Source organism: Acidovorax sp. LjRoot118 (assembly GCF_964253575.1).
Taxonomy (GTDB): Bacteria; Pseudomonadota; Gammaproteobacteria; order Burkholderiales; family Burkholderiaceae_C; genus Acidovorax.
This window is the reverse complement of the sequence record NZ_CAXURB020000001.1, coordinates 1724696-1738262: the sequence shown is the minus strand read 5'-3', so window position 1 is coordinate 1738262 and position 13567 is coordinate 1724696. Positions and strand designations below refer to the sequence as shown.

The 13567-nt window shown below is 64.1% G+C and carries 10 protein-coding genes; 3 read left to right on the top strand and 7 right to left on the bottom strand.

Annotation, left to right across the window (positions count from 1 at the left end):
• Positions 1-87 precede the first annotated feature (87 nt).
• The 3 genes from ACSQ9E_RS08095 to ACSQ9E_RS08085 all read right to left on the bottom strand — a co-directional run bounded on the left by ACSQ9E_RS08095 (position 88) and on the right by ACSQ9E_RS08085 (position 3652).
• The gene (locus ACSQ9E_RS08095) at positions 88-1806 is read right to left on the bottom strand and encodes an acyl-CoA dehydrogenase family protein (RefSeq protein ID WP_436217396.1); all 1719 of its coding nucleotides are present in this window, start codon (positions 1804-1806) and stop codon (positions 88-90) included.
• Positions 1807-1828: 22 nt separating this feature from the next.
• Positions 1829-2479 carry a TetR/AcrR family transcriptional regulator gene (locus ACSQ9E_RS08090; RefSeq protein WP_057203692.1) on the bottom strand — a complete coding sequence of 217 codons (651 nt, stop codon included), beginning with the start codon at positions 2477-2479 and terminating at the stop codon, positions 1829-1831.
• Between the two features lie 177 nt (positions 2480-2656).
• On the bottom strand, positions 2657-3652 hold the full coding sequence (locus ACSQ9E_RS08085; RefSeq protein WP_436178911.1) for an SLAC1 anion channel family protein: 996 nt from the start codon (positions 3650-3652) through the stop codon (positions 2657-2659).
• A gap of 109 nt (positions 3653-3761) precedes the next feature.
• Here ACSQ9E_RS08085 and ACSQ9E_RS08080 point away from each other — a divergent pair, with 109 nt between their 5' ends.
• Positions 3762-4715 (top strand): GlxA family transcriptional regulator, encoded by a 954-nt coding sequence (locus ACSQ9E_RS08080; protein WP_436217395.1) that lies wholly within the window; start codon positions 3762-3764, stop codon positions 4713-4715.
• A gap of 19 nt (positions 4716-4734) precedes the next feature.
• Here the strand turns inward: ACSQ9E_RS08080 and ACSQ9E_RS08075 are convergent, their stop codons facing one another.
• The 4 genes from ACSQ9E_RS08075 to ACSQ9E_RS08060 all read right to left on the bottom strand — a co-directional run bounded on the left by ACSQ9E_RS08075 (position 4735) and on the right by ACSQ9E_RS08060 (position 8817).
• Entirely contained in the window at positions 4735-5787 is a 1053-nt protein-coding gene (locus ACSQ9E_RS08075) for a hypothetical protein (RefSeq protein ID WP_436217394.1), read from the bottom strand.
• 217 nt (positions 5788-6004) lie between these two features.
• Positions 6005-7084, bottom strand: a complete 1080-nt coding sequence (locus ACSQ9E_RS08070; protein WP_436217393.1) for a hypothetical protein — start codon at positions 7082-7084, stop codon at positions 6005-6007.
• Positions 7085-7547: 463 nt separating this feature from the next.
• Entirely contained in the window at positions 7548-8369 is an 822-nt protein-coding gene (locus tag ACSQ9E_RS08065; protein WP_436217392.1) for a hypothetical protein, read from the bottom strand.
• A 61-nt stretch (positions 8370-8430) separates the two neighbouring features.
• Positions 8431-8817 (bottom strand): hypothetical protein, encoded by a 387-nt coding sequence (locus ACSQ9E_RS08060; protein WP_436217391.1) that lies wholly within the window; start codon positions 8815-8817, stop codon positions 8431-8433.
• A 735-nt stretch (positions 8818-9552) separates the two neighbouring features.
• On the opposite strand from ACSQ9E_RS08060, the gene ACSQ9E_RS08055 reads away from it, so the two are divergent.
• A complete protein-coding gene (locus ACSQ9E_RS08055) occupies positions 9553-11844 on the top strand; it encodes a hypothetical protein (protein WP_436217390.1) in 2292 nt (763 codons plus the stop codon).
• A gap of 12 nt (positions 11845-11856) precedes the next feature.
• On the top strand, positions 11857-13554 hold the full coding sequence (locus ACSQ9E_RS08050) for a phospholipase D-like domain-containing protein (protein ID WP_436217389.1): 1698 nt from the start codon (positions 11857-11859) through the stop codon (positions 13552-13554).
• Positions 13555-13567: the final 13 nt, after the last annotated feature.

The window sequence follows — 13567 nt, the reverse complement described above, 5'->3', positions numbered from 1 at the left end:
GGTCGAGTTGATCGGCCGAGCGCCAGCGGTGCGGACAGGGCCGGTGCCACGCGCCGCGGCCCTCAGGTGCTCACGTGCTCCAGATGCTCATGCGGCCACCATCGTCCGCCGCACTACCTTCTGCGCGGAGGCCTGCGTGACGGTGAAGGCCAGCGTGCCATAGTGCGAACCCGATGAGCCACCACCCACGCCGGGGCCGCGGGTGTCCAGGAATACGTCCACCACCTCCTGGCTGCTGTGGCGCAGCAGCTCGGCGCCTTGCAGCACGCGCGCCACCGCTTCGGTCATGGGGCGGGCCAGGAACTCGTCATCCACCGCACCACGCACCAGGCGCTCGGTGTGCTGAACCAGGGCGTCGAAGCGCGCATCCTGCCCGGCCAGGGGCTTGAACTCGTCGAACAGGGCGTCGATGGTGCGCGAGTCCTTGGCCATGGCGCGGCGAACGTCCATGCACATCATGTTGGCCGAGCCCTCCCAGACGCTGTTGAGCGGGGCTTCGCGGTACAGGCGCGCCATCGGGTTTTCTTCGATGAAGCCATTGCCGCCATGGCACTGCAGTGCCTCGTAGGCGATGGACGGTGCGCGCGAGCAGTTGAAGAACTTGGCCGCCGGGGTGGCCACGCGGGCCAGCAGCCGCTCATGCTCGCTGGCTCCCATCCGGTCAGTGGCCTGGGCCACGCGCAAGGCCATCAGCGTGGCCGTTTCGACCTCCACGGCCATGTCTGCCAGCACATTGGCCATCATCGGCCGCTCGGCAATGGGCGTCCCGAAGGCGCTGCGGGTGCTGGTGTGCTGCAGGGCCAAGGTGAGGGACTGGCGCATGAGGCCGGCCGAGCCAATCGCAAAATCGAGCCGCGTCAGGTGCGCATGGGACAGGATCTCGCGGATGCCGCGCCCCTCCTCGCCAACCAGAATGGCCAGGGTGCCCGCGTACTCCACCTCGCTGGAGGCGTTGGACCGGTTGCCCGCCTTGTCCTTGAGCCGCTGCACGAAGAAGCGGTTGTAGCTGCCATCGGGCAGCGTGCGCGGCAAAAAGAAGCAGCTCACCTCGCCCGCGACCTTGGCCAGCGTGAAGAAGCCGTCGGACTGCGGCACGGAGCAGAACCACTTGTGGCCCGTCAGCTCATACCAGCGCGCCGTGGCGCCGTGGTAGTCGCCCGCATGCGAATAGTGCGCCGTGGTCTGCGTTTCGCGCAGGTCCGATCCGCCCTGCTTCTCGGTCATGGCATAGCCGATCACCACCGAGGGCTTGTCGCCCACCTCGCGGCGGCTGAATTCGTAGGCCGTGCCTCTGGACTTTTCGGCCCAGATGGCCAGGGCCGGCTCGGCAGCAAAGCCCGCATGGGAAGCATAGGCCATGCCGGTCGGGCAAGCCGTCCCTTGCTCGACCTGGTTCCAGAGATAGGAGAGCACGGCACGGGCGTAGTGGCCGTTCTTCTCCTGGGTGCGCCAGGCCAGGTTGGGCACCTCGTGCTTCCACGCCAGGGTCATCAGCTCGTGCCAACTGGGGTGAAAATCCACCCAGTCGATGCGGTTGCCAAAGCGGTCATGCGTCTTGAGTTCGGGCGTGTGGCGGTTGGCCAGGCGCGCCAGCTCCTGCACCTGCTCGTCCCCCACCAACGCGCCCAGGGCTTCGCAGCGGCCTGCAGCCCACGGGGCCTCGCGATCGATGGCCGCGCGCAGCACCGTGTCGCCGGTGAAGGCATTGAAGCCGCTGGCGGGCTGCGCCTGGTTGAGCACCGTGTGGGTGCCATAGCGGTCTGCGAACGATGCGTCGAGGATGCCGGGCGGATGGGGCTTGTTCATGGTGTTGTCTCCAGGGGGTTGGTTATCGAACCGTGGCCGGGGGTGTCGCAACGCTGGTGCACGCCAGGCGGGCGATCTGGCCGGCGAGCAGGGCCACCCCATGCCGGTAGCTGTCCGTGTCCTGGTGCTGCTGGCGGCTCAGCGGTGACAGCGGGCCGATCAGCCCCTCCATGAACCCGCCCACGATGACGGACGCGGCGATGTCGGGCTGCACGTCAGCCCGCATCTCCTGCGCCAGTTGCCCCGCAGCGATGATGGAGCGCACCACCTCGCTGATGGCGGCCCGGTAGGTCAGCCGGGCCTCGTCGATCTCGCGGTCGCAGGGCTCGGCAATCAGCGCATAGGCCAGGCGTGGGTTGCGCATGGCACGCCGCACAAAGGTTTCCACCGCCGAATGCAGCCGGGCCACTGCTGTGCCGTCGGACTTGGCGATCTCGGTCAGCACATCCACCTCGCGCTGGGACACGGCCGACAGCACCTCGGCAAACAGCTCGGCCTTGGACGGAAAGTAGCGGTACACCGTGCCCGTGGCGATGCCGGCCGCCGCTGCCACGCTGGCCACCTGCGCCTCCTTCCAGCCACCCTCGCTCACCAGGGTGCGCGCGGCTTGGAGGATGCGGCTGCGGTTGTCTTGCAGGCGGGCTTCCACAGCGGGGGTCTGGCGGTAGGCCATGAAGAAATGAACTCCAGTTCAGCAATGAAGTGAATTCTAGTTCAGTCTTTTTGTTTTGCACAAGGACAAGAGTCGTCTGCCCTCACAAGGGCCCTCCATGAACCTGTGCGCTGGATTCGCGTGGATCTATGACAATTCCAGAATTGTCCTACCCTGGTTCGCCAGTCGAGTGGCGGTTCACCTGAACAACGTGCCGTCCAGCGCAATCCGCACGGTGCGCACCGTGAGCACGGCCAGCGCCAGGCTCAGCGCGCCCAGCAGCACGATGGCGACCACCCACAGCGGCCCGCTCGCGCGCCATTCCGCATACTTCAGCGCCGCATTCGCCAGCGCCGCCATGGGGAAGCTGATGGCCCACCAGCCGGGCGTGAACGGAACGCCGCGCCGAAACACCTTGGGTGCCACCACGGCGAACATGAACAGCCCCACATAGAACAGCATGCCGGCAAACCGGTCGATGCCGCCAGCCAGGTTGGCATACGCCAGAAAGCCCACGGCAAACGGCGCCACCAGGATCATCAGCGAGGGAGCCATGGCCGGAGGCAGCGGCTCGCGGTGCACCAGCCGGCCGATGATCAGCGTGAGCAACACCAGGGCCAGCACGGTGCCGACAGCGCCGGCCAGCAGGTTGACCTCGCCCGCCCAGGCCATGGGCATGTGCCCGCCAGTCACCGGGATGTCGAGCGTGGCCACGCACGGCACGATCCAGGCCGGCACGGCCAGCGATGCGTCCACCTGCCCCTTGAGCAGGCGCGCGACGGCGATGAAGCACAGTGCCAGCGTGGCCACCACGCCCACCGTCCAGATGCCTTGCGCAGCGGGCGCACTGTAGGGCTCGACCACGGCAGAAAGCAGCAGCACCGAGATGGCGATGGTGCCGAAGAAGTTGCCCGCCACCGGGTGGTTGAACTCGGCGCGCACCGCGTCGGGGTGCCGGGCGATCTTGGCCAGGTAGCCCGCCGACAGGAGCACGAAGACCAGCAGCGCGAACCCGCCAATGGCCTCACCGATCACGGCCGGTGCGCCCAGGCTGCCGTGCGCCAACCGCCAGGCCAGCGCCAGGCCACTGAGGCCCATGACCGAGGCGAACAGGTTGACGGGCAGGTTGCGCACCGAGGCTTCGGTGCGCGGGTGAAGTGCCGATGGGGAGGGATGGATGGACGCGGTTTGCATGGCAGGCGCGCTTGGCAGAATTTGCATGGATAGGTAGTTTCTGCCAAACTGGCGCAGCCGTCCCAGGCAAGGCACGGCGTTTTCTGCCAATCACCGGGCCCCCACTGCCATGCGCGTTGCCATCCTCGCCTTTCCCCGCTTTCAGCTGCTCGACGTGGCCGGCCCGGCGGATGTGTTTGCCGAAGCGGCACGCCAGCTCGGCCAGCCGCGCGCCTACCAGGTGCAGGTGCTCAGCGCGACCGAAGGCCCGCTGCGCAGCAGCAGCGGCCTGCGCATGGCGGTGGATGCCACCGTGGCCACGCACCGCGGTGCCATCGACACACTGCTGGTGGCCGGCAGCCCCAACCTCGACGACATGGCGGCCGACGAGCACCTGCAAAACTGGCTGCGCCGCCGTGCAAGCACCGTGCGGCGCTATGGCTCGGTGTGCACCGGCGCCTTCGTGCTGGCCGCCACCGGCCTGCTCGACGGCAAGCGCGTGGCCACGCACTGGAACTCCACCGCCCGCCTGAGCGCCGCGTACCCGCAGGCCTGCGTCGAGGCCGACGCCATCTACGTGAAGGACGGCAGGCTCTTCACCTCCGCCGGGGTCACCGCAGGCATGGACCTGGCCCTGGCGATGGTGGAGGAAGACCATGGCCGCGATCTCGCGCTGCGGGTGGCGCGCGAGCTGGTGATGTTTCTCAAGCGCCCCGGTGGGCAAAGCCAGTTCAGCGCCCACCTGGCGGCGCAGACGGCCGAGCGCAGCAGCGTGCGCGCGCTGCAGGACCATATCCTCGCCAACCTGAAAAGCGACCTCTCCGTGCCCGCCCTGGCGGCGCACGCCGGCATGAGCGAGCGCAGCTTTGCCCGCACCTTTCGCAGCGGGGCGGGCACCACGCCTGCGGAGTTTGTCGAGAACGCGCGTATCGATGCCGCGCGCCGCCTGGCCGAGGAATCGGACCTGCCCGCCAAGCGCCTGGCCGATGCCGTGGGCTACGCCAACGTGGACGGGTTTCGCCGGGCGTTCACGCGCCGGCTGGGGGTGGGCCTGGTGGAGTACCGCAGGCGGTTTGCGGGGTGAAAGCGGTCAACCCGGTGAGCTATGCCACCGAGCCCCGCGGCAAAGCGCGCAGCGCCTCGGCCACCTTGTCGCCCCAGTCCGCGCTCCAGTCCGGGTGGATTTTGGCGTACTCCGCAGCCACGCGTTCGAGGGTGCTGTCGCCGGCAAGCCAGGCCAGGGCCAAGGTGAGCCGGCTCGGGCGCAGCACGCCGGGCTTCTCGTCCGGGTGCAGTGCAGCGTGCAGCACGCCGTCGGCCGTGGTGCAGGCGTCCAGCGTGGGCAGGATTTCGTCGTCCAGGTATTCGAACAGGCCATCGATCAGCCGGTCCACGTACTCGGCATTGCGCAGGGCGCCGCCAATGCTCAGCGGCTCATTGTCGGAGTCGCGCATGAAGGCGGCCATGCCACGGTACTCGCGGCCGCGCACCTGGATCTGCTTGACGCCGCCGCAGGCCTCGCGCACGGCGTCGGGCAGGCTCGGCAGAACAGCCGCCACCACGCTGCACGACAGGCGGTCCTGAAAGGCAGAAAAGCTGATCTCGATGCTCTGCGTGCCCACCGGCACCTTGCGCTCGGCCACCAGGGGAATCGCGTCGCGCACCAGTTCGCCTCGGCTGAGGCCAAAGCCCAGCGACTCGAAACGCGGCCGCCACGCCGCCTCGCAGCGCTCCAGCACCGCCTCGCGCTCTGCCGGGCCGATGCGGGGCGGCGGCATTGCGCCATCGCCCCAGTCCATGCGCGCAATGCCGTCGAAAGTGAGCACATAGCCAAACGGCAGGTACAGGCGCGCGGCCTGGTCGTCGTACACGCTCAGACCGAGCGACGTGGCGCTTTGCACCAGCACCTGCGGGAAATTGTCGGGCCCGTCGAACAGCAGGCCATAGGTGCGCTCCCGGTGCTCGGGGTCCATGGGGGATTCGATCCACTCCATGGGCGTACCCAGCGCCGCCATGTGCGACTCGACCGCATCGTGCAGGCGCTGCCATTTTGCGGAGCGGGGCGACGGCCGATCAGAAAGGTACTCGTGCAAGCGATCCGCAGCCGTCAGGCTGGCCGGTTCGGGGTGCTCCCAGATGTGGACCACGTAGCTCATCGAATATGCCTCCACTGCAACAGCGATGCGCCGCATTGTGCGTGAAGGCTGCCGCAACCTTCCACCCGCCCTGTGGCCCCGGCGCTACATGCATGACAATTTGAAAAATGTCATGCATTGGCACAGAGCTGGACGGGTCTATCTATCCCACGGCTGCGGGGCAAAACAGGCGCAGTGCCGTGACCACGGCCGGCATGCCAACCCTCCAGCCCGCACGCTAACGCGGGGCGTAGCACTGGCCAGCAGCGATGGCCGCCGTGACCACCGGCTCCAGGCTGGCGGCAGTGGAGAAGGTCGACAGCGTTGCCGGGTCGTCCAGCAGGCACAGGTGATTGGCCTTGCGCACCAGCGCCACACGCGTCCAGACCGGGGCAACCAAATGGCCGTACTGGAAGGCTTGGGTATTGCCCCAGAACACCGCCAGGCCTGTCCCGGCCTCCGAGCGTTGCGGCTGGAACCAGAAGCTGCGGCGGCTGGAGGCTCTCGGGTCAGAAGCAACACCCACGCCATCGCATTGCCCATTGGGGTAATTCACAGTGCCCACGGCCACGTCAACCGACGACCAACCCTCGCCCCGAACTGAAAGGCGCCACAGGTCTCGCACGCCGCCACTGGCCGAGGCCTGGCACCGGTCCTGCTGCCATTCACCGTCCGGCAGAGTGGACAGCGGCGCGCACCGCACCGCCACCGTGTTCACCGCCGCAGCGGCCACCACGCCAGAACCATTGCGCACCACGCAACCCGAACCAGCGGGGGCCGTCTTCACGGTCACCGAGTAGCTGGCGCCAGCGGCCAGCGGCCTGGGGAAGGTGAACGCACCGTCGGCGGCAACGGCAAGGTCCTCACCACCCGCGTTGGTCAGCACCACGGCCTGGCCAGCAGGCACGCCGCTCACCGTGCCGCCCAGCGTGTAGCCAGCCCCCACGCCCACGCAGTCGACCCGAACGTTCGTGGGCGCTGCCGTCAAGGTGCCTGTGCCCTGCCCCACCGTGCACTGCTGCCCGACGGGCTGGGCTTTGACGGTCACGGCATACGAAGCACCAAGCGCCATCGGCTGCGCAAAGGCAAATGCACCGTTGGCGCTGAGCGCCAGGTCATCACCGCCGTTGTTCTGCAAGACGAGCGACTTGCCCTGCTCCAGGCCGGACAGCACCCCGGATACAGAACCCAGGCCGCCGGAGGGATCGTCCCCTCCCCCGCCGCATGCCGCGAGCACGCAGACCGACAGGGCGCACAGCGCTGTGAAAGAACGATGTGCAGGGGCGCGCTGGATCAGGGGAGGCAGAGTGAAACGCATGAAGCCCTTTCAACGTGGTAAACGAAAAAGAGACACCCACCGCGCTCAACAACGCCTGGGTGGAGCCACTGCGGGCCTTGCGGCATGGCTTGCCTGCATGCATGCATGCTTGCTTGCTTGCTTGCTTGCTACAACAGCGGGCCCCTATCGCTCCAATACGCGCCAAGCATGTCCGACTGGCAGTGGATCTTCTCGCCCATCAGCGCCATCGCATGGTTCCTGCCCGGCCTGTCCGGCTTTTCGCGCGAACTGATGGACGTAGGCGGCCGATCCCATGCATGCGCGGAGCGTTTCCCGCTAAGGATCCTCTGCATAAACCTCGCGGATCGGTGGTAGTGCGGATCGGGATGGGCCGCAAGGCGTCTTCTTGCTGCCAATAGCAGGGCTATTGGCAAGAGAAGCAACGCAGCGGACCGCCCGAGTCCGCGCTGCCAACGGCCGCAGGGATTTGTGCAGAGGGTCCTCAAGGTACTTTGGTGAAACAGCCCAGCGCAGACAAGGTCGCGAGGCTGCTCTCTACGGCTTCCAGGGTAGGCTGTATAGAGGGTTTCTGGTCGCCCAGAAGGCATAGCACCGTCTCGCTTTTCTTGGCCCATATGGCGTGCAAAACGGTGCTGTTGACCGTGGTGAACTCGCCCCAATTCGCCGCGATGCGGTCGTTGGATTCGGATCTGGAGAAACTGACCTCCCCAAGCGCTTGCGGCATGACGCTGAAATTGGGGCCCGAACAGCTGCCGTTGGCGTAGCTGTGGAAGATTTGCGAGTACCAGACACTGGTATCGGTCTTCTTTGTGGCGCGCACAAGCCGCTTGTACGACTGGCCACCCGTGGTGACACAGCCGTTTTCCAACCAGTCGCCCAGCAGGCTTGGCACGCCGATGGCGAGCTTGTTGCCATTGCCGCCGCTCCCAAGGGAGCAGACCACTGCGACGTTGCCTGCGTTGTTGGCTGCGGTGGTGCCATTGCCGTTGCTCACCGCGCAGGTCTGACCAACTGGCTGGCTTTTGACGGTAACGGCATATGCAGCGCCAAGCGCCATCGGCTGCGCAAAGGCAAATGCACCGTTGGCGCTGAGCGCCAGGTCATCACTGCCGTTGTTCTGCAAGACGAGGGACTTGCCCTGCTCCAGGCCGGACAGCACCCCGGATACAGAACCCAGGCCGCCGGAGGGATCGTCCCCTCCCCCGCCGCATGCCGCGAGCACGCAGGCCGACAGGGCGCACAGCGCGGTGAGAGAAAGACGCGCAGGGGCGCGTTGAATCAGGGGAGGCAGAGTGAAATGCATGAAGCGTTGTCTATCTGGGTGGGTGAAGGGCGAAACTGAGACACCGACCGCGTTCATTCACTCAGCAACGGTTCGCCGCGCGCAGCAAGGCATTGCACGACGCGGGAGCGGGAGCAGTAGTAGCAGCGCCACCCCCACCCTGCCCTGCCATGGCCGTGCAGATCGCATCCGACTGCGGCGTCTGGCCGAAGGTCATCGCCTTCGTGAACTGCGAGGGCGAGTACATGTAGCAGGAATAGCTGGCGCCCTCGCGCGTGCGAACGCGGTAGTTGATGCGGCCGTTGCTGCCCTCTTCCTTCTGTTGGTCGCTGATGGTGAAACTGCCGACTTCGCGGCCAATGGCCTGCGACGTGCGCTGCTCGATGCCTTGCTGCGTGACGGTAGTGCCGCAGCCGCACAGGACCAGGAGGGATGCGGCGCATGCGGAGGAGACTCGAGGAAAGGTCATGGGCATGGTTTCGAAGATAGAGGAGATGGAGAATGGCCAGTTGCATTGCGCATTGCCCTGCGCGAGCGAGGGCAACACGGTTCAGGCCATTGTGGAAGCGCATAGCGGGCTCGGGAACCCTACTGAGGTATGGGTCCTGTCGGCGAGAGGGAGCCGTGATGAAGACCTGCAAGCGGCTGCTTGTCATGATCCAATGAAATAGGACACCTGGATCGAACCCATGCTGAAGGTCAGGGTCCGATGGATGCATCGTCTGACGTATGCCTCGGCCACTCATCTTGCTGCTCGCAGCGTGCGAGGTCAACCATTCGAAAAAGCGCCTGCTGCTGCGCCAAATATCAATCCCACTTCGGCGGCAAGCTCGCAGGCTGCCCATGGGTGTGTGGTGTCTGCTTCAGCCCCCAAGCCGACCATCTGCGCGAAACTCCGTCTGTATGCTGGTAACCGACGCGCACATCCGCGCCCATGACCCGCGGGCCATGAACAACGCGAACGCGCTGCTAGAGGCCAGGCTAGTCCCAGTAGACATGGTCCGCGTCCCCCTGCACCGACCGCCGAAGAGGCCCTGACTGGCGCGACGCAATCGCGATGGCGACTGCGCGCGGGTGCGGTGTTCGACGCGATAAGGGGCGTGAACAAACAAGCGCCAGTTCGAATGTTCTTACGCGGAAACAAAATGTTTGCACATTCACGAAACGCTACTTACTATTAATTTAGCTACTCGAGGAGGGGCAAATGAAACGACTCACTACAGCCGCAATTGCGACACTTGGCCTTATGGGCTGCTCCGGCAACGCCCTGAATTTCAATGAAACGCCGCAGGGAGGTCAGTCGGTTGCAAACCTTGATGAGGCTGGCTCCGTCCACGTCTCGGTCCTTGCTGTCATCCCCTGGGAAGATGTCAAGTCAAAACTCAAGCCCAATCTCACCATCGACGCCAAGACCCTGCGCGACCAAGCAATTCCAGTCACTTATGCGCTGCTGGACAAATACCTGGATATCCTGCGCTTTCAGGCCGCACTTGCGCCCAACACCGTTAAGACCACCTCCACCCTGACTTCTACCAGCGAGACAGGGGTGGATGACAACACAGCAAACACCCAGACCATCACCAAGGCGCCGGGCACGCCACGTGATATGGCTAGCACTGCGAGTCTCCCGGCGGGTTCTGGGCCGACTGCCAATGCGGCTACCGTAAGCGCAATCAACTCTTCGCTGACGGCACGAGCCATGGCATCGTTCGTCCAGGAAGTGCAGGCGCTCAACGCCGAGGTGGATGGTGCCGCGATGCGCACGGGCTACGACCCGTACCTGATGCGTATCCAGCTGAGCGTGATGCCGCGCCGCCGCCACTTGGGGTACGACGTCTATCCAAATCTCAGCTTCTTCGGGTACTCGGGCTCTTTCGACAAGGACACCGGGGCGCCTAGCGCCCGCACGGCCACCGAAGGCACGCCCTTTGTCGTCCCACTTCTTTCCAGCGATTCGATCGAAACTGCCCAGCGTTCGCAGAGCATCGAAGCACTGCGCGATGTCGGGGTGGCACTGGACTTGGTGAAAGGTTTCGGCGCTGCGGGCTTTTCCTTCAGTTCACAGAAGGATCGACAGCAGGCATTGCAGGGACTAGATGTGAACTCGGTGCTGACCTTGGGACGCCTGTCTGACAACACCATCCGGGTTCGGCTCGGTGCTGCCTACGATCCCGGTGGCGGCCACTCCGTGCACCCGCGTACCAATACTATTTCCCTGCTGGTGTTCTTCCCGAAAAAGGCGGACCTCAGCCGCGTTGTTGCACGCACTGAGTGGAACCACGTGGAGGGATCGGCAGCGCTCAGGAGGGGCGGGGACCCCTATGAAGAACGGCTAAAGAGGATTCAGGAGCAGTGGCCATCTTTGGGCCTGACACTGCATCATCTCAAGGAAATTGACGAACTGCCATTCGGGGGAGACTACAAGTCGTATGAGAACGCCATGAACGGTTTTCTCGCCGCGCGATGCAAGGACGTCGACCCCAAGAGCGACAAACAAGTACTCGAGGATTGCCCCGTATATGGCAGGACGCGTACCCACGTATTGAATCTGCCAGGGCGCGCCATTGAGAAAGAGCGGACTTACGCTTACTTCTGGGCTCACCTCCTGGCCGTATTGCCAGGCAGCCGCTACAGCACCACGATCGTGGACTTGCCGAAGTTGCGACCCATGTGTCCGCCACCCTCCCAGCTAGTGGCCTATCTGGAGGACGACAAGGGCATTTCCATCGCCCTGCGCGGCGGCAAGGACCTCTCGAGCCGTCTCAAGGCCGTCATGCACTGGTCGTACCTGACCACCGCAGCGCCGCCGGTCGCACCCGTGTCGGCCAAGCGCGCCAAGGGAGCCCCATCTGCGGTAGCCGTGGTACCTCCCCCGCAACGCAGCTATGCCGGCGGGCTGATGGCTTCGGCTATAGCGATCACGGATGAGCGAAAGGTTGCCGAGTTGCAATTTGCCTCCGATCGTATGGAGGCCCCCACGGGTATGCCGCGTACTGTGATGAGCCCGCTAGCAATCGAGCTTGGCGAATGCAATTTCGATGCTGCGCCTCCGATCCCCGGCAATGACGGAATCGTCCGGCTCCTTGATGCTAAATCCCAGTTCTATCTGCTAGGCGCCCGGATCCCGAAGAAAGAAAAGGATGTCGCCAAGGACAAAGTCTCTGAAGTCGCTCTGACCGCCACGTCAACGAACCTGCTTGTGAGCAAAGGCTCCGCAGCAACGACGGTGACGATTGACCTTGGCGAAAAGCCGAAGTCCGCATTTGCCCTGACAGTCGTTGGCGCGACGGTCAAGGCTGCGACGCCGGCCGACATGGTCAGCCGCAGGGGTGACGGTGCCTACCTCGTGAAAGCCTCTGGGCCAGTAGACCTCACCTTCAACAACCTACTGATCAACCAAACACTGGACCTGGAACTGCGCCCAGTGGATGAAAAAGACAAACTGGGCGCGGCGGCGAAAAAGCTGACGTTCACCGTTCGCAACAACAAGGGCTGAAAGTGACGCGCCATGACCATTGAACTTGCCGCTTTCTGCAACACCGACGATGCCTACCTAGTCTGGAAGGTCGATGAAATTGCCGACTGCCTGGGCTTCGCCATCGAACGGGTCTGGATCCAGACCGGCATCGTAGGCCGTGAAGTGGACAAGCCGGAATACTTGCTCAACCGGGTCGGTTTTGCTGCAGACGTTGACGGCGGAGCCGGGCAGCGGCAGCCTTCGAATATCTGGCCCTTCCAGCGCTACGACTGGACCGACCACGAGGTGTCGCTAGGTGACGTGGCCCGATACCGCATTGTGCCGATGACCGGCACGCGACTGGCGTTGAGCGCTCGCGAGGACCTTGCCAGCCCCTGGCAGCAAATCGCCGCGACGCAACCGCACGACGGTGAGTTGTGCGCCTTCTTCAACCGGCCGATGGCCGCTTCTCAATGGATGGCACGTCTAGCGGCTGAGCAGGGCATCACCACCTCAACAGCACTCGTCAACTTGGTCGCGAATGTCGAAAGCGAATTTCTTCGCGATTTCTGTGGAGGAACCCTGATTGTTGCATTGCGCGAACTCTTTGATGTCGCCGATGAAAATCCAACGATCCACTTGTATGCGGCCCTTTTCGAGCTGGAAGAGGAAGAAGTTACGGAACGGTTCTGCCGGCTGGGAGAACGTGCTCACGTGGTCTTGTCCAACGGCAGTCCCAAAGTAACCGAACCCGACCCGAACGAGAAAGCTAGGCACGCCCTGAAAGCGGCTGGTTGCGCGGTGGTCGACCGCTTGACGGCCAAAACTGCAGGGGGTGGAAACCTCGGCCATAATAAGTTCATCATCGTGGTCGAAGACGAGGAACCTGTGCAGGTCTGGACGGGCTCCACCAATCTCACGCCCACGGGTTTGTTCTCACAGATCAACAACGCGGTGCTCATCAAGAGTAAGCCCCTTGCCGATCAATTCATGGCGCAGTGGACCAGATTGGCAGAAGCCGGTAGCGAAGTCCCTTCAACACTCAAAAAAACCAATGCTGCGCCGGGCACCGATGTGGCCGCGCCAGCCGCTATGCAGGCTTGGTTCACGCCCACGGTAAAACAGACAGACCTGCGCCATATTCAGGATCTGGTTGAGCAATCAGACAAGGGCATCCTGTTCCTGTCGTTCATGCCTGGCACCACCGGGCCGGTACTCGACATCCTGGAAGAACGCGCACAGGGAAGCTTCGTCCGTGGGGTCGTCAACCAGTGGGTGGGTGGCGAAAGTGGGAAACTAGTGGCCGCACTTACCGGCGGCAGCAATGATGACCCGATGGATCTTGATGCGTTCACGCCTCAAGGTATCAAGAATCAGTTCGCCTTCTGGGCCAAGGAATTCTCGAAGGGCGGGAAGATCTCGGTGCTGATCCACAGCAAGGTCATGTGCATCGACCCTTTCGGAGACCATCCAATCGTCATCACCGGGTCGCACAACTTTTCATCAGCCGCTTCTGAGGGCAACGACGAAAACTTCCTCGTCATCCAGAATGACAAGACGCTGGCGCAGGCCTATGCGACTCACATCATCTCTGTCTACAACCACTACCGGTGGCGGCAATATGTGGCTTTGAGCGAAGCAAAGGGGCACATGCCCTGGCAAAAACTTGATCACAAGCCAGTTTGGCAGGCATCACGTATCAGCTCGAATAAACAGAAGGCGAACTGGAAATTCTGGCTGGGGAATTAGGTAGGGAGGATTC

What these genes read in the sequence shown, in the direction of transcription:
- ACSQ9E_RS08075 (WP_436217394.1), bottom strand. Translation starts at nt 5,787, where the DNA reads ATGAGCTACGTGGTCCACATCTGGGAGCACCCCGAACCGGCCAGCCTG.
- ACSQ9E_RS08050 (WP_436217389.1), top strand. Translation starts at nt 11,857, where the DNA reads ATGACCATTGAACTTGCCGCTTTCTGCAACACCGACGATGCCTACCTA.
- ACSQ9E_RS08065 (WP_436217392.1), bottom strand. Translation starts at nt 8,369, where the DNA reads ATGCATTTCACTCTGCCTCCCCTGATTCAACGCGCCCCTGCGCGTCTT.
- ACSQ9E_RS08095 (WP_436217396.1), bottom strand. Translation starts at nt 1,806, where the DNA reads ATGAACAAGCCCCATCCGCCCGGCATCCTCGACGCATCGTTCGCAGAC.
- ACSQ9E_RS08060 (WP_436217391.1), bottom strand. Translation starts at nt 8,817, where the DNA reads ATGACCTTTCCTCGAGTCTCCTCCGCATGCGCCGCATCCCTCCTGGTC.
- ACSQ9E_RS08090 (WP_057203692.1), bottom strand. Translation starts at nt 2,479, where the DNA reads ATGGCCTACCGCCAGACCCCCGCTGTGGAAGCCCGCCTGCAAGACAAC.
- ACSQ9E_RS08055 (WP_436217390.1), top strand. Translation starts at nt 9,553, where the DNA reads ATGAAACGACTCACTACAGCCGCAATTGCGACACTTGGCCTTATGGGC.
- ACSQ9E_RS08080 (WP_436217395.1), top strand. Translation starts at nt 3,762, where the DNA reads ATGCGCGTTGCCATCCTCGCCTTTCCCCGCTTTCAGCTGCTCGACGTG.
- ACSQ9E_RS08070 (WP_436217393.1), bottom strand. Translation starts at nt 7,084, where the DNA reads ATGCGTTTCACTCTGCCTCCCCTGATCCAGCGCGCCCCTGCACATCGT.
- ACSQ9E_RS08085 (WP_436178911.1), bottom strand. Translation starts at nt 3,652, where the DNA reads ATGCAAACCGCGTCCATCCATCCCTCCCCATCGGCACTTCACCCGCGC.